A 25396-nucleotide genomic window follows, 5' to 3' on the forward strand; every position below is an offset into this window, starting at 1 on the left:
GATGATTGTCAGAAATTTGACGTTCTCAAGGCGGCATGCACCGCGCCATCACCAATTTTTATATCGAGCAGGCCGGCCACTCGCTTGCTGATCAGCTCAATATCAAAAGCCGCAGCGGAAGCCGGGCTGAAATCGAATATTGATTGCTGAGAGGCGTTGGCTTCGGCCACACTTTCATCGCGGTTAATAATGCCAAGTAGACGATCACCAAGACGCTGCTGCATAAAGGCGGTTACGTCGCGACTAATATGGCGGCGATTATCGCTTTGGTTGAGAACAAAATAATATCCCGCTTTATTGTTTAGCGGCTCGCCAATCAGGCGATGGTTTTCAATGTGCGGCAGCAGTGAAAGCGAAGCGGTATCCGCAAGCAGGGTCACCAGATGCAAATCAGCCAGGCGCGATACCGCTTTAAGCGCAGGATTCGGCCCCGGCGGGAAATCGGCGATAATCACAAGCCCCGGATAATTAAGCAGCGTGCTTAATCCGCGCATTAAAAAATGGCTGTCGGTCGCCAGGCTGTGTTCAAATTCGAGGCGCTGTTCTTCGCTGACATCGCCATACGGCAGCACAAACATATTGCTACCGGCAGTGAGAACCGACTGGCTCCAGTCGGCTGATTCAATCGCTTTTGCCACGTAGCCGCGGCCATCAGACAAAGGCACACCAAAATGCAGGCGCAGCGCATTTTGCACATCAAAATCTATCGCCAGCACTTTGCTGCCAGCCCGAGCCAACGCATACGCCAGATTGGCGGTAACCGTGGTTTTCCCTACTCCGCCTTTTGGCGAGCAAACACACACTAACGGCATGACGCAATCATCTCCAGCAACGGTTGTAGCGGTAAGTCTTTGGCGGGATGACTCCGCGCCGTGTTCCCTTTGGCTGCGAACAGTTTGTCAAAACGCACAGGTTCTGGAGTTTCCGAGACCTGAGGCACAGAAACCAGGGCGGGTTTCACAGTTTCTTTTATCGCTTCTTTAACCGGTTCTATCGTCGCTTCAGGCTGAGCCGCAGGCGCAAGTTGTTCAAACAACGTTGCGGTTGCAGGTTTATTTTGCGCGGGCTCTGCACTTTGCGGCAGAGCGCTATTCAGGCTGTTAAGAATCGAGCCTTGCGAAGCAGAATTGTCGATAGGTTGCGCCGCCCCCGGTTTGAAGTGGCTGCTATCAAACTCATTCGCTTTCACCGCCTGAGGAACAGGCACGGCAATACTCTCTGCCTGAGAGAGCACCGAACCCTCATTCTCAGCATTCATTAACTGTTTGATTATCGCCCAGTTGCTTTTATCCGAGTGTTGGTTTTGCGCCGACATATCCTTGAATTCGATAGCGCCAGTGTGAGTCTTATCCTTGAATCGCTGTAAATCATCATAGTTTTTCATTGCGACACTCATGATTTATAAGACATTTATATTTGATACGTAAATATAAAGCGTAAACCATTACTATTAGAAAGTCTTTTCAGGTAATAAATTTGGCTTATTGACATAATGAATTATAATTAATTTCCATCCGTTATAATTTCTTTTCTTATTGTTATACGCCGAGTAAAACCACGCTATTTCAAGCCAATATATCGTTAGCAGGAGACATCTCTCCATCTTTTTTTCTTATTAATAACTATCTAAGCAGCAAGATGAATAGATTTGCGGTTAAGCGATATTTACAACTATTGCATTAAAGGTAGCAGACTTTTTTTGTGGATTCACACACATAAAGAGTATTTATGGTCAGCAAATATTTCGCGTAGAGAATTAACATTATAAGATGGGTGAATGTTTTTGGGGATTTTTTAGAGTGTGCTGCTATTCCACATAAAGGACAGTGAAATAGAATTGTGTGCTCGAGGGTAACTCCATTATTGATCGCGGTCTTAAATTACATCATTGGGGTGAGTGATATAAAAATGCGGCATGAGAGTTGAGCAGAAGGCGGGTGGCGCTGCGCTTATCCGCCCTACGAACACATTTTGTAGGTTTGATAAGCGTTAGCGCCATCAAACATCTTCGGATGGGTGACGCTGCGCACTCGCCCTACCATTAAAAAGCCGGGAAACTTCCCGGCTTTACCTTTTAACGAATCTCTACATTCTCATCCTGATCAACAGCAAAACAAGCCACCAGTTGACCACCGTACTCTTTAAGCTGCGGTTGCAACTGCGTGCACGGCCCGAAGCGGCGGCGGCAGCGGGCGTTGAACGCACAGCCTGGAGGTGGGTTCAGCGGGCTTGGCAGCTCGCCGGTTAGCTTGATGCGCTCGCGACGATCGTCCGGGTTCAGGCGTGGCGTTGCAGAGAGCAGCGCCTGAGTGTACGGGTGGCGCGGGTTCGAGAAGATCTGGTCTTTGGTGCCCTTCTCTACGCAGCGTCCCAGGTACATCACCATCACTTCGTCGGCGATGTGTTCAACCACCGATAAATCGTGGGAGATGAACACGTACGACAGCCCCATTTCCTGCTGCAAGTCCATCATCAGGTTCAGCACCTGCGCGCGTACGGATACATCGAGTGCGGAGACCGGTTCGTCGGCAATTACCACGTCCGGGTCTAACATCAGTCCACGGGCGATGGCGATACGCTGGCGCTGGCCGCCGGAAAACATGTGCGGGTAGCGGTCGTAATGTTCGGTTTTCAGGCCGACTTTCGCCATCATCGCCAGCGCTTTTTCACGTCGTTCCGCTTTGCTCAGGCTGGTGTTGATTTGCAGCGGCTCTTCGAGAATTTGCCCCACTTTTTTACGCGGATTTAGCGAACCGTACGGGTTCTGGAAGACGATCTGGATTTTCTGACGACGCAGCTTTTCCGATGTTTCATCCGGTTTAAGCAGATCCTGGCCCTGGTAGTAAAGCTCACCGCCGGTCGGGATTTCAATCATCGTCAGCAGGCGACCGAGCGTGGATTTACCGCAGCCGGATTCGCCCACTACCGCCAGCGTTTTGCCGCGTTCCAGGTCAAATGAAACGCCGTCCAGCGCTTTGACCAGGCGTTCCTGGCCGAAAATGCCTTTCTTCACTGGGTAGTGTTTTTTCAGGTCGATGGCCTGCAACAGCGGCTGCGTGGTGGCCTTATCGGTACTCATAGGGTTGGCCTCCCGGCATCATCGAGTGGGTAGTGGCATTTGGACTGACGCCCGTTATCCACCAGGTTCAATTCGGGTTCTACGCTGCGGCATTTATCTGTCGCATACGGGCAGCGCGGATTGAGCAGGCAGCCGTTCGGGCGATCGTATTTGCCCGGAACCACACCCGGCAGCGAGGCCAGACGGGCTTTGTCCTGCGCAAATTCAGGCAACGCACGCAGCAGCGCCTGGGTATACGGATGGCGTGGCGCACGGAAAATATCGTGCGACGCCCCCGTTTCCACGACCTGGCCTGCGTACATTACGATGATTTTGTGTGCCGCTTCAGCCACCAGCGCAAGGTCATGGGTGATCAGGATCAGCGCCATGTTCTCTTTTTGCTGGAGCTCCAGTAATAGCTCAATGATTTGCGCCTGAATGGTAACGTCCAGGGCAGTGGTCGGTTCATCGGCAATCAATAACTTAGGACGACAGGCAATCGCCATGGCGATCATCACACGCTGGCTCATACCGCCGGAAAGCTGGTGCGGGTAAACGTCCAGGCGCGAGGCCGCATCCGGAATACCCACCAGGTTCAGCAGGTCGATTGCGCGCTGACGACGGGTGCTTTTGTTCCCGCCCTGGTGCACTTTGATGGCTTCCATGATCTGGAAACCGACCGTGTAGCATGGGTTGAGGCTGGTCATCGGGTCCTGGAAGATCATCGCGACTTCCGCGCCCACCAGGTTACGGCGCTCTTTCTCAGAAATCTTCTGAAGATCCTGGCCGTTAAATTCCAGTTTGTCCGCCATTACGCGGCCCGGGTAATCGATCAGCCCCATAATCGCCAGCGAGCTGACTGATTTACCGGAGCCGGATTCCCCGACAATACCGACAACTTCGCCTTGATTTACGCTATAACTCACGCGGTCTACGGCACGGAACGGTGTCTTTTCGTCGCCGAAATGCACCGATAATTTATCTACATTCAATAACGCCATTACGTAGCCCTTTACTGCTTGAGTTTAGGATCGAGCGCGTCACGCAGCCCGTCACCCATCAGGTTAAATGCCAGCACCGTCAGCAGGATTGCGACACCAGGGAAGGTGACGACCCACCAGGCGCTTTGCGCGAACTGCAACACGTCAGAGAGCATGGTGCCCCACTCTGGTGTTGGCGGTTGCGCACCCATGCCAAGGAAGCCGAGGGCGGCCATATCGAGAATGGCGTTAGAGAAGCCAAGAGAGGCCTGGACGATAAGCGGTGCCAGGCAGTTTGGTAAAATGTTGATGAACATCTGGCGCATCGAGCCCGCCCCCGCAACGCGCGAGGCGGTCACATAGTCGCGGTGTACTTCCACCAGCACCGCACCGCGCGTGAGTCGCACATAGTGCGGCAACGCAACGAAGGTTAGTGCCAGAGAGGCGTTCACGATAGACGGGCCAAAGATTGCCACCAGTACCAACGCCAACAGCAGGCTTGGCAGCGCCAGCATGATGTCAACCACACGCATGATGATGTTGTCGATAAGGCCGCCGAAGTAGCCTGCAATCAGGCCAAGTACCACGCCCATAATCAGCGACAGCACAACAACGAGGCAACCCACCAGCAGCGACAGGCGAGCGCCGTACATCAGGCGAGCCATGATGTCGCGACCTACGTCGTCAGTCCCGAGCAGGAACTGCCAGCTACCGCCTTCCTGCCAGACCGGTGGATGCAGCAAAGCATCGCGGAACTGCTCGGCAGGGCCATGCGGGGCAAGAACGTTGGCGAAGATGGCGATCAAAATCATCACGGTGACATACACCAGACCGACGACGGCACCTTTGTTACGTTTAAAGTAGTGCCAGAATTCCTGGAACGGCGTCATAGGAACAGGTGCCGCGACCACTTTATTTTCAGTCTCTTTATTTGCAGATAATTGCGTCATGATGGCCCCTTATTTCTTGTGGCGGATACGCGGGTTCACCACGCCGTACAGCAAGTCGACGATCAGGTTAACGAGGATAATCATCGTCGCTACCAACAATACGCCGCCCTGTACTACCGGGTAGTCACGACGTTGCAATGCATCAATCAGCCAGCGGCCAAGGCCCGGCCAGGAGAAGATGGTTTCGGTCAGAATCGCCCCTGCAAGCAAAGTACCAACCTGTAAGCCGATAACCGTTACAACCGGCAGCATGGCGTTGCGCAGAGCGTGCACCACGATAACGCGCATGCGGGTCAGGCCCTTAGCACGAGCGGTACGGATATAATCTTCGCCGAGCACTTCAAGCATGGATGAACGGGTCATACGCACGATAACCGCCAGCGGAATGGTGCCGAGCACCACGGCTGGCAGCACCATATGTGCCAGGGCGTCGATAAAGTCGCCCGGTTCGCCCCATATAGCGGTGTCTATCAGCATAAATCCGGTGAGGGGCAAGGTGTCGTCGAGGAAGACCGTATCACTGACGCGCCCCGATACTGGGGTGAGGTTCCAGTAGACGGAAACCAGCATGATTAACATCATACCCCACCAGAAAATAGGCATGGAATAGCCCGTCAGCGCGAGGCCCACAGCGGTGTGGTCAAACACGGAGCCGCGTTTAACCGCAGCCAAAACGCCAACCGGAATGCCCACGGCAACGGCGAAAATCATGGCGCAGATGCCAAGTTCCATGGTCGCTTTAAAGCGCGGTACGAACTCGTCCCACACGGGGAGACGGCTTTTTAACGAAATGCCCAGATCGCCATGCATCACGCCCCAAATATAATGGACATATTGCTGCCACATCGGCTTGTCGAGGCCGAGTTCGGCCAACAACTGAGCATGACGTTCAGGAGAGATACCACGCTCACCGGCCATAATCATCACCGGGTCACCGGGGATCATATGCACGAAAGCGAAGGTAAGAAGGGTGATACCGATAAACGTGGGGATGACAAGTCCCAGACGTCGGAGGATGAACTGCAACATAACCCGGATTCTCTGTAATGACGGATAGCCTGGTGACTGCCCGTCTTTATTGCTCACAAATCTTTCCCTCGACTGGAGGGAATAAGTAATTCACCCGAAGCGAAAAACGGCTAAAACGTAGGGCGGGTAAGCTGCGCGCCACCCGCCAAACCCACATAAGTGGTGGATGGCGCTATCGCTTATCCACCCTACGGTTCAGCTAGCTTCGGGCTGGGTCCGTTTTATTATTCGACTGACACGTTCTCAAAGTGGTGTTTGCCCAATGGATCAACCACGTAGCCTTTCACTTCTTTGCGAACTGGCTCATATACGGTGGAGTGAGCAACGATCAGCGCCGGAGCCTGGTCATGCATCACTACCTGAGCTTGTTTGTACAGTTCGATACGTTTGTTGTGATCTTCTTCAGCACGTGCAGGCTGAATCAGGTCTTCAAACGGTTTGTAGCACCAGCGAGAGTAGTTAGAACCGTCTTTCGCTGCCGCACAGCTAAACAGGGTCGCGAAGAAGTTGTCCGGATCCCCATTGTCGCCGGTCCAGCCCATCATGACAGCCTGGTGCTCACCTGCTTTAGCGCGTTTCAGGTACTCGCCCCACTCGTAGGTCACGATTTTGGCGGTGACACCGATTTTCGCCCAGTCAGCCTGAATCATCTCAGCCATACGGCGAGCGTTCGGGTTGTACGGACGTTGTACCGGCATTGCCCACAGATCAACGGTGAAGCCGTCCGCGTGGCCTGATTCTTTCAGCAACGCTTTCGCTTTTTCAGGATCGTAGGTGTAATCCTTCACGTCATCGTTGTAGCCCCACATGGTAGGTGGGATCAGGTTTTTAGCCGCAGTGCCTGCGCCCTGATAAACCGCTTTGATGATCGCTTCTTTGTTCACCGCGTAAGTCAGCGCCTGACGCACTTTCACGTCATCAAACGGTTTCTTCTCGGTGTTGAAGGAGAGGTAACCCACGTTCAGGCCAGCCTGTTCCATCAGGTTGATGCTCTTATCTTCTTTCATACGAGCGATGTCAGCCGGGTTTGGATACGGCATGACCTGGCACTCGTTTTTCTGAAGTTTTGCGTAACGCACGGAAGCGTCAGGCGTGATAGAGAAGACCAGACGGTCGATCTGCGGCTTGGTGCCCCAGTAGCCTGGGAACGCTTTGTACAGAATGCGGGAGTCTTTCTGGTATTGCAGCAGTTGGAACGGACCGGTACCGATTGGGTTCAGGTCGGTTTTTTCCGGCGTGCCGGCTTTCATCATGTTGTCCGCATATTCTTTGGAAAGAATAGAAGCGAAGTCCATCGCCAGATCGGCCAGGAACGGCGCTTCTGGACGTGCCAGTACGAACTGGACGGTTTTATCGTCCACTTTCTTAATTTCGGTGATCAGGTCAGGCAAGCCCATGCCTTCGAAGTATTCGTAGCTGCCGCCAGAAACTTTATGGTACGGGTTGTTGGCATTTTTCTGGCGATCGAAAGAGAACACCACGTCGTCAGCGTTCAGATCACGCGTTGGCTTGAAATCTTTATTGTCCTGCCACTTCACGCCCTGGCGAAGGTGGAAGGTATAAGTTTTACCGTCTTCGCTGACTTCCCATTTCTCAGCAAGGCCAGGAATGATTTCAGTGGTGCCGGTTTTGAACTCGACGAGGCGGTTATAGATTGGCACTGAGCTGGCATCGTAAGTGGTACCAGAGGTGAACAACTGAGGGTTAAAACCTTCAGGGGAACCTTCTGAACAGTACACCAGGGTTTTTGCCTGAACGCTAGCTGCTACGGTCAAAGCTACCAGGCTCAGACCAAATTTCAGCATCCCTGACTTCTTCAAGGAAAGACTCATTCTTCTGCTCCGTTGTGAGATGTGTTGTTTTTTCCGTTAGACCTTTGTTATTTGTGTGCGGTCCGTTCGGTATGCCCGGAGGCGATGGTGAGGCCAGGGATTCCTTTCTTCAGGCTAGCTGTGTGGTAGTGCGGACTGTCCATAATTTGCCCCTCACGCCCTACAATCTGTCAACAGATGACTTAAACGTCAATATAGGTAACGGGGATTTACAACCGAGGTGAGAAACAGCGAACAAAGTTAAAAAAAAGCCAGTGGGTCTATTTCCAGCAGGGAAATTTATGCTAGCGCCATCTACCCAGGATAATCCACTGATTAAAAGACGACCTGGAGTGGTAATCAGTTGTACCAATTCTGTAAAATTTCTTGCCAAATGCTGATTATCTGAACGATAAATTTTGTGATCTGTGTCTCCTACAGCGGATCGTGCTGGTATGAAACATAAGCAATGGCGCAATAATCCACGATTTTTCATAACAAAATACGATGGGAAATGTCACAAAATCCCCCTCCCGAGGTTGATACAGCGTAAACAGAATCGTAAATCCATTTTTGGTCATTTAAGGAGCTGAAAATCGTGGTTCTTGCAACGGACGTTTTACGTTGAACAAATACTAAGAATTAGCAGGGTATATATTAATAATTGATATAATCAGTAAATCCTTTTTAGGACAATAAGTAATAACCCTTGACCAACCAACATCATTATTAATACCGTTGATTCTTTCTGCCAGGAATTAATATGTATTCATACACGGAATGTATTAATAAGAAAATTACCACCACAATTATGGGTAGTCTATTCTCCGTCTTATTTCTTTCAGGGTGTGAGGATACACAGCAGGATGCTCCTCCTGTCAGCCCGCCTCCCGCACAAGTGCACACCAAAAACACGCAATGCTACATCTCACCCAAAATCCCGGTCAATATTCAGTATGGTTCTTATCCATACTGGGGTGAAAACCTGGCCGAGGATAATATTAAAAATTACCCGAGCAAACTTTCTGAGATAGAAAAAAGCCAAAACAAAACATTAGTCTATTATTCTCTCGCGGTTATTATTCAGACCGATAAAGTGACACAAATGGTGAGCAAAGAAACGTTTGCCCCGCAAGAAGCACAGATAGAGGTGGACGCACTCAACTTGCTGATTGTACAGGCGCAAGAGTGCTATAAAGCGGCACCGCTAGTAAACAATGAGAACCTCATTCGTTACAGCTTCCTGATAGATTCTGCGGAACAATACAGCAGGATTGTAGAAGAGCGTATTCAACGCCTGCGAGATAACGTCTCTTACACCGAGGGTGAGAAAGCTCAAATTGGCGGGGTGACAGAGTGGATGGTCAAGGGCTCGCCGGGAAAAGTTATCCGCGCCTACAACAACGTTGTCCGTGATTTTAATGGGCTGAATTAGTTTTTAGCGTCTGAAGAGTGATGAATGGGTTTATAGGGTTTGCGATGTTGTCGGGTGTCGCTGCGCTAACCCGACCTACGAAATCATCCAACAATGAGGTTTGTCATTCGGCTCAAACCTCCTTCGGAGGTTCTCATCCTCTTTAAACTACAGACGTAAAAAAACCCAACCTTGCGGTTGGGTTTTCTTGAATTTGGTCGGCGAGAGAGGATTATTCCCCTACGGGCCGTTGCTAAAGCAACGTTGTCTCGCTGCGCTCGGCTCAAACCTCCTTCGGAGGTTCTCATCCTCTTTAAACTACAGACGTAAAAAAACCCAACCTTGCGGTTGGGTTTTCTTGAATTTGGTCGGCGAGAGAGGATTCGAACCTCCGACCCACTGGTCCCAAACCAGTTGCGCTACCAAGCTGCGCTACTCGCCGAATGCGGAGCGCATCTTACTGCGCACCGCTATAACCGTCAATCCCTGATAATAAAAATCACGTCCGTTTGATTCAAATTCACGCACATGTATCCAAAAAGTTACTGAACAGCCTTTTCTGGCACATGGCACCAGTTGTTATTCTGGTTAATACCGCCGTCTGGCGAGGTATAACCCAGGCAACCCATAATGGTGTCATACAGCTCTACATGGCGGTGCGGCACCTTCATTTTGGCTTGTTCCTGCATATGCTCAAATTCACGCGCCCGGTCAGGGTTTTCCAGGTATTTATCAGATGCCCAGACAATCAGCGGCACGCGGAACTGTTCCGGTGGAGCCATTTTACGTGGCGTTCCATGCAGGTGTTTCTTTTCGTCGATAGATTCACCGTGGTCTGAAGCGTAGAAGATAATCGCACGCTTATCACGCAGTTGATCAATCACGCTTTCCAGAACGGTATCGGTGTACAGCACCGAGTTATCAAAGGCATTAATCAGTTGCTCTTTGCTGCACTCTTTATCAATGCTGACGCACTCTGGCGTCCATTTCGCGAAGCTACGCGGGTAGCGTTGAACGTACGAGAAGTGCGAGCCTTTGGTGTGCAACACAATCAAATGCTTGCCTTTAGGGTGCGTATCAACAGAGCGCTTCATCTCTTCAACCAGCAGCATATCGTCAACTTGCTTACCGCGGTTACGCGGCTCAGCAGCGATTTGCTCACGGTAAGAGAAGTTATCCGCCATGGTGTTGCCGTAGAACCACACTTCACTTTGCATCGCAAACAGGTTGGAGCTAAAGCCAAGCTGCTTGAGGACGGCAAAGACGTTCTGCTCTTTCAGGGTACGCTGCGGGTTTTCTTCCGCACCGCCTTCACGCACAAACATACAGCGCAGCGAGAGCTTAGTCGCGGTATCACAGGATTCACCGCGGAACGCGACGAGGTTTTTCTCTTTCGCGAGTTTTGGCGTGGTATCACGGCCATAACCCAAAATACCCATATGATCCCAACGCGTGGTTTCGCCAATCACGAACACCACATAAGTATCATCCAGCTCTTTTGGTGCGACATAAGTGAATTTTTTCGCCGGGTTCATCAGCGAGCTGTTATCCGTTGATTCATCCGCCTGCGCCCAGGCAAAAAGCCCCAGGGCTGAAACCCAGTTGGATGGCAGATAAGAGTTAGCCACCACGCCGCCATAGCTTGGCATATCAACGGTTGAGCGTTTTTCTGTCGTATTTTGTTGTTTATCCAGTAAACGCAATGGCGCCCAAACCATCAGCCCTGCCAGCAGCACGATAGCCACATTCTTGATGCGTTGGCCCGGCGTTTTCAGTTGATCGAGCAGGGTATCGCGAGCGTGACTTCCCCAGATAAGCAGCAGCGGGAGGGCGCTCACCAGCACCATCCACATCACAAATTGGTAGCCAACAATTTCTTTAGAAAGGTCGATATCCGTGGTCATTACCGAGGCAATAATCCCGTAGCCAATCACGACGTTAAGCAATGTCATGTAATAGCTGGCACCAACGGAACAGAGCACGACAAAGGTGGCGAGAACGCGCCAGACTTTGCGGCCAAACAGAGATAACACGCGGAATAAAAAGAAAGTGACCAATACGCAAGCCACAACTTCAGCAACCATGGAGAATGCTTTCAGGCCACTAAAGTCCTGAATAAATCCTTCAAAGCGATGATAAAAAACCGAAAGGTTTAAAAACAGGCCGATGTATACCGCTAACAGAAAACTGAGTTTCTGTTGGGTCATCGATTTAACGTAATTCATGCAGGTTTTCCGAGAAAATAGATCAAAAAAGAGATGTCATAAACATCACTCAGACTCCTCGTTACCAAGAAAATTCTGAGCAATAAAAAATAGAGTTTGAATCAGGATGAATCTTAGCCAATTTTTGGCGCGAATTAGTAAACCATAGGGAGGGTAAAAAGTATCGGCAAAAATCGTGATCAGGCCCGTTGTTTACATATCTGCGGGCAAAAACGCACAATTCGAGCCTTGCAACAACTCAATCGTACAGACCCTCATTAAGAAAGCATGGACGCCGCGGCTCGCTTATGGGAAATATTAAGAATAATGGGTAATGCCCTGAGGAAATAATGCTGACGTTAGAAGAACGCGCTCGCCGATATGCAACAAAGGCCCATGCTGCTTGCGATCAACGCCGCAAATACACGCTTGAGCCGTACATAGTCCACCCTGCGGCGGTGGTGGAGCTAGTCCGCAGCGTTTACCCCATTGAGGAAGTGCTCGCCGCGGCATGGCTGCACGATACGGTAGAAGACACCGACAGCACGCTTCTTGATATCCAGGAACACTTTGGCCCTGATGTGGCGGCTCTGGTGGCGATGGTCACCAATCCTGAACAACGCCCCGGCACCAATCGCATGCACCGTAAACGCGCGCATTTCCTGCATACCGCCAATGCCAGCCCTGAGGCGCAAACCATCAAACTGGCGGACATCATTGATAATACGCGGGAAATCTTACGTTACGATCCCCATTTTGCGCGTGTCTATTTAATTGAAAAACGCATTCAACTGGCAGGGTTACAACGGGGAAATGAGACGTTAAGAGCACAGGCGGAAGGGATTATAGAGCAGGGGATTTCACAATTAATGATGCCGCAGTATAACGTCCCGGCGGCATGGTTTGCGGCATTAATGGCTCGCTATCAAGCGTGAGCTTCTTGCAATACTTCTCGTGCTGGCTGGCGAATCGTGGTGGAAATTGCCAGAGACAAAATCAGCAGGGCGAAGATTACGCAGAAAGTAATGTAAAAACCGCCGAAGATAGAGGCAATAATCGAACCACAAATGCTGCCGATACCGAAACCTAAGTAAATCACGCCGTAGTTTTTGGTCAGGTTATTCAGGCCAAAGAACTCGCTCACCAAAGATGGATACACGGTGATGGTGCCGCCGAAGTTAAAGGCAACGCAACCAATCGCGGCGAAGAAAGTGGCTTCGTTAAGCGGGGCGAACAACAGTGCCGCCATGCCGACCAAAGAGATGACCTGGCCAATAGTAATCACACGGATGCGGGCAATTTTGTCAGACAGAATACCCAGCACCAGGCGACCACTCAGGTTCGCGATAGCGATAACCGTTACCGCATTCGCCGCAGATTCAGCCGTCAAATGCACCATGCCCTGCGCAATATCTTTCGCCACGCCAATCACATACAAACCGCTCATGCAGGCAGTCAGGAACATGATAGCCAGCATCCAGTACTGGGGTTTACGCATAGATTCTGCAAGGGTGTAATCTTTTTCAGCCACGCCGTTAACTGTTTTCACTTCCTGCAATGGCGCATCTTTCATCAGGCTGGCACCGAACAGAATCATTACCATCGCTAACGCACCCCAAATCATAAAGGTGTTTTCAAGGCCGTAGGTTGCCAGCAAATGGGTATCGATGTATTTGAAACCGAGGCTACCGAGGCCGTATGAACCGATGGCAAAGGCAGAAATCAGGCCTTTACGCTCCGGGAACCACTTCACGCAGTTGGAAAGCGTTAACAGATAACCCGCCCCATCGGCCAGGCCAACCAGCACACCGGCACTCAGCCATAACATCAGCAGGTTATTAGAATGCGCGGTCAGGAAGAAACCGACGCCCAGCAGCACGCCCGCCGCCATCGTTACTTTGCGAACACCAAAACGTTCCTGCAATTTACCCGCGATGGAAGAGGAGATCGCCAGACCCAGGCTTAACAAACCAAAGGAGAACGCGACCTGGCTGATGGGTTCATCCAGCTTTTGCGACAGGGCGCTATTGAACAGGCTCCAGGTGTAAACGGAACCGAGGGCAAACTGGGTAATGATGGTGCCGATCAGAGTTAACCAGCGAGTACGGTTGTAGCTAGCAGTGTTCATGGCTGATGTCCGCAAAATTTAAGAGAAATCTTCTGCTGCCAAGAGTAACGAAGTGCATTTTATTCCAGGAGAAAAAGGCATGAATTGCACTCAGGCCGGAATGAAATGCATCAGAGAGGGAATGAATGACCTGGACGCCGTCTTAATTAATCACTTTGTTAGTGGTTACTATCAATATAAGCTGCGTAAACACTGCGTATTAAATGTTAATTTAATACGCCATGCGTTAAATAAATGATCCGTTTATACCCAGAATAATTCACGTTGCAGCCAGGCAGCGACGCAGTGAATCTCCGGGCGCTAACTCCAGCCAGTGAATGAGGTGAGCCAGGAAAGCCAACGCACATGCAACTTGAAGTATGACGGGTATATATAAGCAATTAAAAGCGAGCGCTTACCCCGAGATTATAAATATAAGCCTCACCGGTGGTTAACCCTTCGGCTTGCGACATAGACGCAAATGCCGCCATATTCTTACCAATCGGCACATCCGCCCCGACGGTCACATCCATCCAACTCGCATCCTGGCTTGTGGCCGTATTTGATCTCAGGCCCGACTGAGCCTTCCAGAGATTTTCGCCATATTGATGGTTGTAGCTCACCTGAGCCCACGGGCGCAGATAGCCCACCGACGAATCCAGCCTCCAGCCCACGGTAGAAATGCTGGCATGCCAGAGCTGGTCGGTAAAACGCGTGGCAATAGCCGAGTCGCCGTATTCGTTATAAATCCCGGTGGATGAGCTGTCCCAACTGTATTTTGCGGTCGGCCCGGTAGTGATATTCCCAGGCAAAGAGATATTCCAGCCGATACCTAAAAGCGAGCTATCCGCGCTGGCGCTATCGTTACCCGAGACGAGTTTCAGCCCCTCCTGGTTTTGGGAGGTAAATGAAGAATTAATCCTTTCTGCCAGAATATCGTTATAACTTGGTTGGTGGTTGCTGTCCCATGTATAACGATCCTGCGCTTCGCCCGATGTTTCTTCGGCGACATATTCTTGTTGCCAGGCTAATACATTCGTAGCATGAGCCAGGCAATACAAAGCCAGCACCGTGGTGAGAGTGACACGGTGACCACTGCATATAGTTAATTTCATTAAACGACTCCAGAAAAGAGCCAAATCCGGCGATATTTTTTTGTCTTTTTGGCGGGCTTGCGGATAGCCCTGAATTAACTATTGTCTCTTTATCTGGCACGTCAAGTTGGCACGAGAAATTTCATCAAAGGAGAAGCGTATGATGCGTTGTGGATGGGTATCCCAGGACCCGCTCTATATTGAGTATCACGATAAGGAATGGGGCGTGCCGGTGACTGATGGCCAACATCTTTTCGAGATGATCTGCCTTGAGGGGCAACAGGCAGGTTTATCATGGATAACGGTGCTGAAAAAGCGTGAAAACTACCGCCGCTGCTTTAAAAACTTCGACCCACAAGCGGTAGCATTACTGCAGCCGGAAGATGTCGACGAGCTCGTGCAGGATGCGGGTATTATCCGCCACCGTGGAAAAATCGAAGCCATCATCAATAACGCAAAAGCGTACCTGGCGATGGAAGCCAACGGCGAGAAATTCCCGGAGTTTGTCTGGTCGTTTGTAGATAACAAAACTCAAGTTACCCGGGCGGCAACGCTGGCTGAAATCCCAACCACCACGCCAGCCTCCGATGCGCTATCAAAAGCGCTAAAAAAACGCGGCTTCAAGTTTGTTGGCTCGACCATCTGTTATTCGTTTATGCAGGCCTGCGGGCTGGTCAACGACCATGTCACCGGCTGTTTCTGCCACCCTGATAATCTCAAATGATTCGCCGCTTACAGCCCGATGAAATGGATGATCTGATTGAAATCTGGTTAGCCAGCACCATTCAGGCTCATCCGTTTATCAGCGAAAGCTACTGGCATGAAAGTGAGTCCATCGTACGCAATGTCTATATTCCGCAGTCTGCGACCTGGGTCTTTATTCATCAGGATGAGCTTCAGGAAAAAATGGTGGGATTTATTAGCGTACTGGATCCACAGTTTATCGGCGCACTGTTTGTCAGCGAGCCTTTTATTGGCAAAGGAATCGGGCAGGCGTTGATGGAACACGTTAAAACGCACTACCCAGAACTGAGCCTCGAGGTTTACCAGAAGAACCATCGGGCGGTGCATTTTTATCATCACCAGGGCTTTCGCATTGAAGAGAGCGCCTGGCAAAATGAAACGCACCATCCGACCTGGATTATGAGTTGGCAGGCCCAGAAAACGCGGTAACCGTTGGCACCGGGCCGAGATATTTTTCGGCCCACACCAGCGACGAGTTAGCCGCACAGCCGTTTGCCAGCCTTGAGGTGGGAATATCCCGCGTCAGCACGTTCACCGCCCCGTTTTTACACAGCTTCTGGTCATTCAGATCTGGCCACGCCCCTTCATGAATACACACCACGCCAGGTTTGATTCCGTCCGTCACCAGCGCCCCAACCAACACCTGCCCGCGCGCGTTCCATACCCGCACTAAATCGCCGTCGACAATGCCACGCTCTGCAGCATCTTTTGGGTGCAACGTTAACGGTTCGCGTCCGGCAATCGCGTATTTCTCACGAAGTGCCGCATAATTAAGTTGGCTGTGCAGGCGGTGGGCCGGATGAGATGAAAGCAGTTGTAGCTGGCCGGGTTCAGCGCTGCCCTGCCATTCGTCCGGAGCAAGCCAGGTCGGGTGCGGCGGGCAATCGGCGTAGCCAAAACTGGCGATACGCTCGGAGTAAATTTCAATTTTCCCGCTTGGTGTTTTTAAAGGATTGGCCTGCGGATCGCGTGTGAAATCAGCGAAGCGGATAAAATCGGCACTCTTTTCATTTTCCGGCATTTCAATCAGTTGGTTACTTTCCCAGAACTGCTGAAACTCCGGTAACTCCACCTGTTGCGCCGCCCCGCGCTGGCGGGCGATTTCATAGAATTCTTCCAGCCATTGCAGCTCGGTTTTGCCTTCCGTGAAACGCGTTTCACCGCCCTCTTCCCACAACGCGCTGAGCTTCGCAAAAACATCAAAATCATTGCGTGCTTCGCCCTGCGGGGAAACCACCTGCTTCATCGGCACCAGATGCTGGTTGCTGTAGTCGCCGGTCATCGTCAAATCGTTACGCTCAAACGATGTGGTGATCGGCAACACAATATCCGCGTGTTTTGCCGCCGCCGTCCAGAAGCATTCGGAAATCACCACCAGCTCCGGTTTTTGCCAGGCGTTGATCAGGCGATTGGTGTCCTGATGGTGCGTAAAATTCCCGCCGCCCGCCCACCACAGCATACGAATATCCGGGAAGGTTTTTTGCTGCCCGTTATGCTGATACTCGCCGCCGGGGTTTTCCAGGGCTTCAACAATACGGGCGACCGGGATTTTTTCCACCGCATCAACTCCGTTTGCCACCGAGCCCTGCATGGAACCCAACACCGCCGCACGGCGCGTAGGGTTCCCGCCGTTTGCATAGTGATAAGAGAGCCCAAAACCACCGCCGGGGGTACCGATTTGCCCGAGCATGGCCGCAAGCGTCACCAGCATCCAGTGCTTTTGCTCGCCATACTGCTGACGCTGCATGCCCCAGCCGGACATCAGCATGGTGCGTTTTTCGCTGAACAACCGCGCCAGATATTCGATGGTTTCTGAAGGAACACCGCAAATCTCTGCGGCCCACTCAGCGGTTTTTGGCACACCGTCTGATTCACCGAGTAAATAGTTCGCGAATTTGTCGTAACCGTAAGTGCAGCGCGCCAGGAATTGCGCGTCGTGCCAGCCGTGTTTAACCAGCGTGTGGGCGATGCCCAGCATCAGTGCTACATCGGTGCCCATATTCGGGGCAATCCACTGCGCCTTTTCACCGAAGAAATCCACCGTTTCCGAACGCATCGGATCAATGGCAATTACCGTTTTACCGCTATTTTTCAGTTGCTCGAAATACTTCACGCCCTGCTCGTCGCTGGCGTTCCAGGCAATTTTCAGCGTATTCAGCGGGTTGGCACTCCAGAGCACCACCACATCACTGTGCTCAAGCACCAAAGGCCAACTGGTTTGCTGCTGGTAAACTTCATTGGAGCCCACCACATACGGCATGATCACCTGTGCGGCACCGGTGGAATAATCCCCCAGATGCCCTGTATACCCGCCAGCCAGGCTCATATAGCGCTGCAATAACGTCGCGGCTTTATGGAGCACGCCATTAGAACGCCAGCCGTAGGAACCAGCGAAAATGGACGCCGCGCCAAAGTTTGTGCGAATACGTTGGTGCTGCTGATGAATGAGCTGCAACGCTTCATCCCAACTAATGCGCACATACTCATCCTTACCGCGCACGCCAAGCGGGGCATCCGGGGAAGCAAGAAATCCTTTGCGGGCCATAGGAAATTGCACACGGGCTTTGCTATGTACCTGGTCGGGTACCGCGCTTTGTAATGAGTTTTCATGCCCGGTATCCAATGCGCCAGTTGAAGCGAGGACACGCTCTCCGTCCGTTTCAACCAGCATCGGTCCCCAGTGAGCGGCCGTTAAGACTTTCTTGTGTGATGACAATTCGGGCTCCCCTATTTTTTGCAGGTGATGGGCAGGTGGCGGCCTGGTGGCCACTCAATAATGTTTACAAATTCAGACTACTCTATAGAAATTTCTACACATTCACGCGTCATAATCAACCGCCGCCGATCATGCGGTTGAGTTATTAAATTCACAAAGGAAATGAGATGAAAAAACGCGTCATGATGATTGCCGCTATTGTTTGCGGCACGTTAGCAGTTTCTGGTTGTACTACCAACCCTTACACCGGCGAACGTGAAGCAGGAAAGTCAGGGATCGGTGCGGGCATTGGCTCGCTGGTAGGCGCAGGCGTCGGCGTGCTCTCTTCATCGAAAAAAGATCGCGGTAAAGGCGCGCTGATCGGTGCCGCAGCGGGTGCAGCATTAGGCGGTGGCGTCGGTTATTATATGGATGCCCAGGAAGCGAAACTGCGTGACAAAATGCAGGGAACCGGTGTGAGCGTGACGCGTAATGGCGACAACATCGTCCTTAACATGCCAAATAACGTCACCTTCGACAGCAGCAGCGCAACGCTGAAACCTGCTGGTGCGAACACCCTAACCGGCGTGGCAATGGTTCTGAAAGAATATCCAAAAACGGCGGTTAACGTCGTGGGTTACACCGACAGCACCGGCAGTAACGACCTGAACATGAAACTTTCCCAACAGCGTGCAGACGGTGTGGGCAGCGCGTTGATTACCCAGGGTGTGGCCGCTAACCGCGTGCGCACCACGGGTGCAGGCCCGGCAAATCCAATTGCCAGCAACAGCACGACTGAAGGTAAGGCGCAAAACCGCCGCGTAGAAATTACGCTAAGCCCGCTGTCTTAATCCGTTCCTGTCCTCAAGTCTCGCTCAGGCACTCAGTTTGAGCGAGACCTGCAACACAATATCCGTGATTCCCTACGCATTCTCAGCCCGGTATAAAGCACATCCGCCCCTTCATGAGCCATAATGACATTCACTCTGGCCCGTTGTTCTGCGCTGTTTCAGGAAGAAATATGGCTTACAAATATGCTCTGCTATTGCTTATCCCGCTTGCTATTGCCGGTTGCTCTTCACAAGACACCTCGGGCTACGATGGGCATCGCACACACAGCCCATCCGAAAACGACGATGCATTTATTCGCCCGATGTATCCGGACCCTTATTACAACAGAGAGAATTTGACGGCGGAGCAGCGAAGAGCGATAAGCGAACAGATGCGTGCAGACAGGCTCGAAGCCCGCGGGCGAATGGATAACAGCACCGACAGCGGCGATGGTTTTGGGCAGTCAGTTCCCCGAGGCTTCTTTAACTAAAAGCCGTTCAGCAAACTTTTCCCCCTCTAAAAACAAAAAACCCCGCTGGTGAGGCGAGGTCTTTTGTTTTTACTGCATAGTGCTTTTTACTGCTTTGCACACCACACAACATCAACCCCCAAAATATACGACGAAAGCCGCTGTGGCGCAAATACTTGCTGCTATTGTGAGCGACGCATAAAGATGCCGTTTGCGAAGCTGTTCGCATTTTCATTACAAATACTGTTTATTTATACAGTAAAATGGATATACTGAGTGTGTTGAAAGTGATGCGCTCTGAGGCCGCAAACCGCCGCGGAATAAAAGTCCTGACTGAAACGGGTGGTGCCGTCAATGCCTTAACCTCAGAGGAGCACATCACACAACCTCAACAAATTCAGCAGGCTACAGGCAGCGGAAAGGCTCGTCGGCTGACAGTGCTCCTGGCCACAGGAGAAAGCGTATGGGCTTGATGGAACTGGCTATCTTGTTTCTGAAACTCATGGTTGCGTTGCTGCAACTGCTTGAAGGCATCATGAAATACGTTAAGTAATTCATCTTCAAGTCGCACCAAAGGGAGGCGAGAAATCGCCTCCCTTTAATAAACGGTTATTGCCGTTTCGCTGGCAACAATAATTGCCGCTCAGGCTTTACACGCTGCCATTTTTCACCCTAATCAAAAAGCGTTACGTCATAGGGCTTGATCTCTTTTGTGTGGTAGATTCCTCTCGATTTTTTGGCGCAGTCAGTTTTATAAACTGACTACTGGCACTTAAATCCCTACAACACACCTGAGAACATGAAAAAGTTAGCTAATATTCACCTGCTGATGATGTTAATTCTGCTGGTTGCCGTCGGGCAGATGACGCAGACCATTTATATTCCGTCGATTCCCGATATGGCTCAGGAATTAGGCGTGCGCAGCGGCGCTATCCAGCGCGTGATGGCCGCATATCTGCTCACTTATGGCGTCTCACAGCTTTTTTATGGGCCGATTTCAGACCGCATTGGCCGCCGTCCGGTGATTCTGGCTGGCATGAGTATTTTTATCCTCGCCACGGTGTGGGCCTTGTTTACCACCAGTTTGCCGTCACTAGTGATCGCCAGTGCATTACAAGGCATGGGGACAGGTGTCGCTGGCGTAATGGCTCGAACCATGCCGCGCGACCTCTACGAAGGCGCATCGCTTCGCCAGGCCAATAGCCTGTTAAACATGGGGATTCTGGTCAGCCCATTATTGGCTCCGGTGATAGGTGGCATGCTCGATTCGGTCTGGGGCTGGCGGGCGTGCTACGGTTTCCTGCTGGTGCTGTGCATCATTGTCGCGTTCTGTATGTTGCGCTGGCTGCCGGAAACACGTCCGGTACAGGAGAAACCGCAGCGTCTGCTGGCGAGCTATAAAACGCTGCTCGGCAGCGGTTCGTTTAATTGCTATCTGCTGATGTTGGTTGGCGGGCTTGCGGGCGTGGCGGTGTTTGAAGCCTGTTCCGGCGTGTTGATGGGTGGCGTGCTGGGGCTTAACGGTGTGGTCGTCAGTATTCTGTTTATTCTGCCAATTCCGGCGGCATTTTTTGGCTCATGGTACGCGGGCCGTCAGAACGCACGGTTTTCCTCGCTGATGTGGCAGGCGGTTTTAAGCTGCCTTTTTGCCGGTATTTTGATGTGGATTCCGGGCTGGTTCGGCGTAATGAATATCTGGACGCTGCTGGTGCCTGCCGCCTTGTTCTTCTTTGGTGCGGGGATGCTGTTCCCACTGGCAACCAGCGGCGCGATGGAGCCGTTTCCGTTTCTCGCTGGCACTGCAGGCGCGCTGGTTGGCGGCCTGCAAAATATCGGTTCCGGTGCGATGGCGTGGTTTTCCGCCCTGCTGCCACAAACCGGGCAGTTCAGCCTCGGCATGCTGATGACGGCGATGGGCGTGATGATTTTATTCTGCTGGCTGCCGCTGTCGCATAAGTTTCAGCAGCACGGCGAGGCGGTTTAGCTCCGGGCGCCCGGCCCCTGACCCCACCCCAACCCTTTCCAGGGGAGGGAACCGTTAACTCCTCCATCGGGCAAGGGGGAGGCTGGGTGGGGGTCAATTGTTCCCGGCGCTAACCTAAAGCACCTTACTCAAAAACTCTTTAGTACGCGGGTTCGTCGGGTTGCTGAAAAGCTGCGACGGCGGGCCTTGCTCCTGAATCACACCCTGGTCGATAAACACCACGCGGTCGGCCACTTCACGGGCAAAGCCCATTTCGTGCGTTACGATAACCATCGTCATGCCTTCCAGCGCTAGCTGTTTCATTACCGCTAGCACTTCGCCCACCAGCTCAGGGTCAAGCGCAGAAGTTGGTTCATCAAACAGAATGATTGACGGCTCCATAGCCAGCGCACGGGCAATCGCCACGCGCTGCTGCTGCCCACCGGAAAGGCTTGAAGGCCAGGCGTCGATTTTGTCGATCAAGCCCACTTTTTGCAGCAGCTTTTCCGCACGTGATACCGCTTCCGCTTTCGAAAGCCCTTTCAGTGACATCGGCGCCATCGTCAGGTTTTCCAGCACCGTCATGTGCGGGAAAAGATTAAAACGCTGAAACACCATTCCCACGCCTGCACGCAGCGTATTCAGGTTGGTTTTCGGATCGTGAACCGCAAAACCGTTCACCAAAACTTCGCCACCATCTGGTTTTTCCAGCGCGTTTAAACAGCGCAAGAAAGTACTCTTACCGGAACCGGACGGGCCAATGACGCACACCACTTCCTGCGGCGCAATGTCGCAAGAGATGCCACGCAACACATGGGTTTTGCCAAACTGTTTCTGTAAATCGTTAACGTGAATCACTTTTGCCAAACCTCTTTTCCATGTGTTGCACCATCAGCGATAGCAGGAACGTCAAGACCCAATAAACCAGAGAGATCGTCAGGTACGGTTCCCAATAGGTTGCATAAGCGCCTGAAACGGTGCGTGCCGCGTAAGCCAGATCTGCCAGGCCAATCGCCGAAGCAAGCGACGAGTCTTTCACAATGGCGATAGCGTTGTTGCCCAGCGGCGGCAGAATGCGACGGAACGCCTGGGGCAAAATGACTTTGCGCATCGTTTTGCCCCAGCCCATACCCAACGCCCGCGAGGCTTCCATCTGCCCTTTGTCGATAGATTGAATGCCCGCCCGGAAGATTTCCGAAACGTAAGCCCCTGCGTTTAGCGTGATCGCTACCACGCATGAGAGAAATGCGCCGTATTCGGAACGCAGCTCGCGAGCAAAATCCACCGACATCAGGCCGCTGGTAACCATAATCCCGTCGCGCGGGTTGATAAACAGCGGCACCAGCGCAAAGTGAACCACCATGATCTGCACAAACAGCGGCGTGCCGCGGAAGGCACTCACATAAACGCGCACCGGCCATTGCACGGCGTAACGCAGCACAGGCTTCCACGGGCCATCTTCGGCATGTGCCATACGGCCAAGCCCAAGCAGTAAACCCCAGGTAGTGCCGAGAATTACGCAGATGATGGTGCATTTGATGGTCATGATCGCGCCCTGCATAAAAAGCGGCGCGTATTCTGAGATTATCTCCCAGCGAAATCCGGTCATAACTGTCCTTGTTGGGGCCAGAGTGGCCCCAAATCATGCGTAATTATTCAGCGGGAAGAGTGGGAACGTTGCTATCAAACCAGGTGGAATAAATCTTCGTGTAGGTTCCATCGGCAATAATTTTCTTCAGGCCCGCGTTGATTTTACCCAGCAGTTCCTGGTTATCTTTCGCTACGGCGATGCCGAAATACTGGCGTTCGAATTTGCTGTCAGAAACGGTTTTCAGCGCTTTGTCAGGATGGGATTTGATGTAGTACTTAATCACCCCGACATCGCCCACCGCAGCGTCGATTCCGTCTTCAGCAAGTTCTTGTAGCATCAGCGGCGTGTTATCAAAACGTTTGATATCGGTGCTGTTTTTACCAAGGATATCGGACACCACAATGTCGCCCGCGCTGGAGTTCACCACGCCAACTTTCTTACCTTTCAAAGCGATAACAGAATCTACTTTCGAATCCGTTGGCACCACGATGGACTGCTCAGCCGGGAAATAAGGCACCGAGAAATCAACCATCGCTTTGCGCTTATCGGTGATCGTGATGCCGGAAATAATGATGTCGCGATCGCCGGAATTGAGCGTGGCGAAAATACCTTCCCACGGCGTGTTAACCAGTTTGATGTCAAAACCTTCGGCTTTGGCGATAGCTTTGATGATGTCGATATCAAAACCTTCCAGTTGCTTCTGGCTGTTTTCAAATTCAAACGGTCGGTAAGTTCCACCGGAACCCACGACATAAGTCTGCTGTGCGGCATAAGCGGAAGTGAGAACGGAGGAAACCACACACCCGGCTAAAAGAACTGATTTAACGAATTTCCTGAACACATCGCACCCCTAAAGAACTATTTATGCATTTAATTTGCATAAAAATACATAATTTAGCGAAGCGCTTCAACTGAAAGTTACAACTGATTCATTTTCCGGAATACTGTTCAGAGGATGTATAACGTTTAGGTAGCCATCAATTTTTATGACCGGATAACTCGTAATAAAGGGCCGATGACCTGACGAGGCGCTACGTTCCTGCTTTCATTTATCCTCTACGCGCAAAGAGATTGTCTTATGAACAACGCTGAAATAAACACATTGATTCAACAGTTTCCTTTAATCCGCGAGCTGATTGCTCTGCAAGAAACGCGTTGGTTCAATACGGCAACCACCTCGTTTGCTGAAGGATTGCCGTATGTCGGCCTGACGGCTGAAGATGTGCAGGAGGCCCACGATCGCCTGGCGCGTTTTGCCCCGTATCTGGCGAAGGCATTTCCGGAAACCGCAGCAACCAACGGCATTATCGAATCAGAACTGGTGGCTATTCCGGCAATGCAAAAGCGCCTGGAAGCAGAATATAAGCAAGAAATCTGCGGCCAAATGTTGCTGAAAAAAGACAGTCATCTGCCCATCTCTGGCTCCATTAAAGCGCGTGGCGGTATTTATGAAGTCCTGACCCATGCCGAAAAACTGGCGCTGGAAGCGGGTTTGCTGACCACCGAAGATGACTACAGCACGTTGCTGACGCCTGAGTTTAAAAAATTCTTTAGCCAGTACAGCATCGCCGTCGGCTCAACCGGCAACCTGGGTTTATCTATCGGCATCATGAGCGCCCGCATTGGTTTTAATGTCACCGTGCATATGTCCGCTGACGCCCGCGCGTGGAAAAAGGCCAAACTGCGCAGCCACGGCGTGACGGTGGTTGAATATGAGCAGGATTATGGCGTTGCCGTTGAACAAGGCCGTAAAGCCGCCGAAGCCGATGCCAACTGCTTTTTTATCGACGATGAAAACTCCCGCACGCTGTTCCTGGGCTACTCCGTTGCAGGCCAACGCCTGAAAGACCAGTTCGCACAGATTGGGCGCATCGTGGATGAACAACATCCGCTGTTTGTCTATCTGCCATGTGGCGTAGGCGGAGGGCCAGGCGGCGTGGCGTTTGGCCTGAAAATGGCATTCGGGGATAACGTTCACTGCTTCTTTGCGGAGCCGACGCATTCGCCTTGTATGCTGCTTGGAGTTTATACCGGCCTGCACGATGCGATTTCCGTACAGGATTTAGGTATCGATAATATTACGGCGGCGGATGGCCTGGCGGTCGGACGTGCGTCCGGGTTTGTCGGGCGGGCGATGCAAAGGTTGCTCGACGGGTTTTACACCCTTGAAGATCAGACGATGTACAGGCTGCTCGGCTGGCTGGCAGAAGAAGAAAATATTCGTCTGGAGCCTTCGGCACTGGCCGGTATGCCTGGTGCCCTGCACGTTAGCGCCGATACAAACTACCACCGGATGCACAATCTCACCCCTGAACAACTGCAAAACGCCACCCATATCGTTTGGGCGACAGGTGGCGGCATGGTGCCAGAAGAAGAGATGGCGCAATATCTGGCGAAAGCGAAATAGTGGCGCAGGCCTAAAGCCTTCTCTCGGGCACAGAGAAGGCAGATTGACA

The 25396-nt window shown here is 51.8% G+C and carries 23 protein-coding genes, 1 tRNA gene and 1 other RNA gene; 9 read left to right on the forward strand and 16 right to left on the reverse strand.

The window, feature by feature from the left end; genetic code table 11:
- Positions 1 to 8: 8 nt before the first annotated feature.
- The 7 genes from bcsQ to dppA all read right to left on the reverse strand — a co-directional run bounded on the left by bcsQ (position 9) and on the right by dppA (position 7849).
- Positions 9 to 812 (reverse strand): cellulose biosynthesis protein BcsQ, encoded by an 804-nt coding sequence (bcsQ, locus tag AB1E22_RS09040; protein ID WP_367595033.1) that lies wholly within the window; start codon positions 810 to 812, stop codon positions 9 to 11.
- Positions 803 to 1384, reverse strand: coding sequence for a cellulose biosynthesis protein BcsO (gene bcsO / locus AB1E22_RS09045; protein WP_367595034.1), 582 nt, complete (start codon positions 1382 to 1384; stop codon positions 803 to 805). Before bcsO ends, bcsQ begins: the two co-directional genes overlap by 10 nt.
- A gap of 690 nt (positions 1385 to 2074) precedes the next feature.
- Positions 2075 to 3079 carry a dipeptide ABC transporter ATP-binding subunit DppF gene (dppF, locus tag AB1E22_RS09050; RefSeq protein WP_367595035.1) on the reverse strand — a complete coding sequence of 335 codons (1005 nt, stop codon included), beginning with the start codon at positions 3077 to 3079 and terminating at the stop codon, positions 2075 to 2077.
- Complete coding sequence (gene dppD / locus AB1E22_RS09055) at positions 3076 to 4059, reverse strand: dipeptide ABC transporter ATP-binding protein (RefSeq protein ID WP_367595036.1); 984 nt, start codon at positions 4057 to 4059, stop codon at positions 3076 to 3078. Before dppD ends, dppF begins: the two co-directional genes overlap by 4 nt.
- 11 nt (positions 4060 to 4070) lie before the next feature.
- A complete protein-coding gene (gene dppC / locus AB1E22_RS09060) occupies positions 4071 to 4988 on the reverse strand; it encodes a dipeptide ABC transporter permease DppC (protein WP_367595037.1) in 918 nt (305 codons plus the stop codon).
- A 9-nt stretch (positions 4989 to 4997) separates the two neighbouring features.
- The gene (gene dppB / locus AB1E22_RS09065; protein WP_367597351.1) at positions 4998 to 6017 is read right to left on the reverse strand and encodes a dipeptide ABC transporter permease DppB; all 1020 of its coding nucleotides are present in this window, start codon (positions 6015 to 6017) and stop codon (positions 4998 to 5000) included.
- Between the two features lie 224 nt (positions 6018 to 6241).
- Positions 6242 to 7849: a dipeptide ABC transporter periplasmic-binding protein DppA gene (dppA, locus tag AB1E22_RS09070; RefSeq protein ID WP_367595038.1), complete on the reverse strand. Its 1608-nt coding sequence runs from the start codon at positions 7847 to 7849 to the stop codon at positions 6242 to 6244.
- 742 nt (positions 7850 to 8591) lie between these two features.
- Between dppA and AB1E22_RS09075 the strand changes: the two genes are divergently transcribed.
- Positions 8592 to 9263 (forward strand): DUF3829 domain-containing protein, encoded by a 672-nt coding sequence (locus tag AB1E22_RS09075; RefSeq protein WP_367595039.1) that lies wholly within the window; start codon positions 8592 to 8594, stop codon positions 9261 to 9263.
- Positions 9264 to 9457: 194 nt separating this feature from the next.
- On the opposite strand, the gene AB1E22_RS09080 is transcribed toward AB1E22_RS09075, so the two are convergent.
- From AB1E22_RS09080 to eptB, 3 genes are all read right to left on the reverse strand, one after another.
- A non-coding RNA gene (locus tag AB1E22_RS09080) (RtT sRNA) lies at positions 9458 to 9571 on the reverse strand.
- Positions 9572 to 9607: 36 nt separating this feature from the next.
- A tRNA-Pro gene (locus tag AB1E22_RS09085) sits at positions 9608 to 9684 on the reverse strand.
- 100 nt (positions 9685 to 9784) lie between these two features.
- Positions 9785 to 11467 carry a kdo(2)-lipid A phosphoethanolamine 7''-transferase gene (gene eptB, locus AB1E22_RS09090; protein ID WP_367595040.1) on the reverse strand — a complete coding sequence of 561 codons (1683 nt, stop codon included), beginning with the start codon at positions 11465 to 11467 and terminating at the stop codon, positions 9785 to 9787.
- A gap of 329 nt (positions 11468 to 11796) precedes the next feature.
- On the opposite strand from eptB, the gene AB1E22_RS09095 reads away from it, so the two are divergent.
- Positions 11797 to 12381, forward strand: a complete 585-nt coding sequence (locus tag AB1E22_RS09095; protein ID WP_367595041.1) for an HD domain-containing protein — start codon at positions 11797 to 11799, stop codon at positions 12379 to 12381.
- Here AB1E22_RS09095 and AB1E22_RS09100 read toward each other — a convergent pair.
- Both AB1E22_RS09100 and AB1E22_RS09105 read right to left on the reverse strand, forming a co-directional pair.
- Positions 12372 to 13574, reverse strand: coding sequence for an L-lactate MFS transporter (locus AB1E22_RS09100; protein ID WP_367595042.1), 1203 nt, complete (start codon positions 13572 to 13574; stop codon positions 12372 to 12374). The genes AB1E22_RS09095 and AB1E22_RS09100 overlap by 10 nt on opposite strands.
- 380 nt (positions 13575 to 13954) lie before the next feature.
- Positions 13955 to 14668: an autotransporter domain-containing protein gene (locus tag AB1E22_RS09105; RefSeq protein WP_367595043.1), complete on the reverse strand. Its 714-nt coding sequence runs from the start codon at positions 14666 to 14668 to the stop codon at positions 13955 to 13957.
- Positions 14669 to 14807: 139 nt separating this feature from the next.
- Here AB1E22_RS09105 and tag point away from each other — a divergent pair, with 139 nt between their 5' ends.
- Complete coding sequence (tag, locus tag AB1E22_RS09110) at positions 14808 to 15371, forward strand: DNA-3-methyladenine glycosylase I (protein WP_367595044.1); 564 nt, start codon at positions 14808 to 14810, stop codon at positions 15369 to 15371.
- Positions 15368 to 15820 carry an N-acetyltransferase gene (locus AB1E22_RS09115; protein WP_367595045.1) on the forward strand — a complete coding sequence of 151 codons (453 nt, stop codon included), beginning with the start codon at positions 15368 to 15370 and terminating at the stop codon, positions 15818 to 15820. Before tag ends, AB1E22_RS09115 begins: the two co-directional genes overlap by 4 nt.
- Here the strand turns inward: AB1E22_RS09115 and AB1E22_RS09120 are convergent.
- Positions 15789 to 18107 carry a molybdopterin guanine dinucleotide-containing S/N-oxide reductase gene (locus tag AB1E22_RS09120; RefSeq protein WP_367595046.1) on the reverse strand — a complete coding sequence of 773 codons (2319 nt, stop codon included), beginning with the start codon at positions 18105 to 18107 and terminating at the stop codon, positions 15789 to 15791. The two genes, AB1E22_RS09115 and AB1E22_RS09120, sit on opposite strands and share 32 nt — an antisense overlap.
- Before the next feature lie 167 nt (positions 18108 to 18274).
- Between AB1E22_RS09120 and AB1E22_RS09125 the strand changes: the two genes are divergently transcribed.
- From AB1E22_RS09125 to emrD, 4 genes are all read left to right on the forward strand, one after another.
- The gene (locus AB1E22_RS09125; RefSeq protein ID WP_367595047.1) at positions 18275 to 18937 is read left to right on the forward strand and encodes an OmpA family lipoprotein; all 663 of its coding nucleotides are present in this window, start codon (positions 18275 to 18277) and stop codon (positions 18935 to 18937) included.
- 170 nt (positions 18938 to 19107) lie between these two features.
- On the forward strand, positions 19108 to 19407 hold the full coding sequence (locus tag AB1E22_RS09130; RefSeq protein WP_367595048.1) for a hypothetical protein: 300 nt from the start codon (positions 19108 to 19110) through the stop codon (positions 19405 to 19407).
- A gap of 442 nt (positions 19408 to 19849) precedes the next feature.
- Positions 19850 to 19939, forward strand: coding sequence for a type I toxin-antitoxin system toxin TisB (locus tag AB1E22_RS09135; RefSeq protein ID WP_367595049.1), 90 nt, complete (start codon positions 19850 to 19852; stop codon positions 19937 to 19939).
- A 246-nt stretch (positions 19940 to 20185) separates the two neighbouring features.
- Entirely contained in the window at positions 20186 to 21370 is a 1185-nt protein-coding gene (gene emrD, locus AB1E22_RS09140) for a multidrug efflux MFS transporter EmrD (protein ID WP_367595050.1), read from the forward strand.
- Between the two features lie 114 nt (positions 21371 to 21484).
- On the opposite strand, the gene AB1E22_RS09145 is transcribed toward emrD, so the two are convergent.
- Genes AB1E22_RS09145 through AB1E22_RS09155 form a run of 3 tightly spaced genes read right to left on the reverse strand, consistent with a single transcriptional unit; the run spans position 21485 to position 23739 of the window.
- Positions 21485 to 22207: an amino acid ABC transporter ATP-binding protein gene (locus tag AB1E22_RS09145; RefSeq protein WP_367597352.1), complete on the reverse strand. Its 723-nt coding sequence runs from the start codon at positions 22205 to 22207 to the stop codon at positions 21485 to 21487.
- On the reverse strand, positions 22194 to 22958 hold the full coding sequence (locus AB1E22_RS09150; protein ID WP_367595051.1) for an amino acid ABC transporter permease: 765 nt from the start codon (positions 22956 to 22958) through the stop codon (positions 22194 to 22196). Before AB1E22_RS09150 ends, AB1E22_RS09145 begins: the two co-directional genes overlap by 14 nt.
- A gap of 43 nt (positions 22959 to 23001) precedes the next feature.
- Entirely contained in the window at positions 23002 to 23739 is a 738-nt protein-coding gene (locus AB1E22_RS09155) for a basic amino acid ABC transporter substrate-binding protein (protein ID WP_437178410.1), read from the reverse strand.
- Between the two features lie 279 nt (positions 23740 to 24018).
- Between AB1E22_RS09155 and dsdA the strand changes: the two genes are divergently transcribed.
- Positions 24019 to 25347, forward strand: coding sequence for a D-serine ammonia-lyase (dsdA, locus tag AB1E22_RS09160; RefSeq protein WP_367595053.1), 1329 nt, complete (start codon positions 24019 to 24021; stop codon positions 25345 to 25347).
- The last annotated feature ends 49 nt before the right edge of the window (positions 25348 to 25396 follow it).

This window comes from Buttiauxella gaviniae, from assembly GCF_040786275.1.
Lineage (GTDB): Bacteria > Pseudomonadota > Gammaproteobacteria > Enterobacterales > Enterobacteriaceae > Buttiauxella > Buttiauxella gaviniae_A.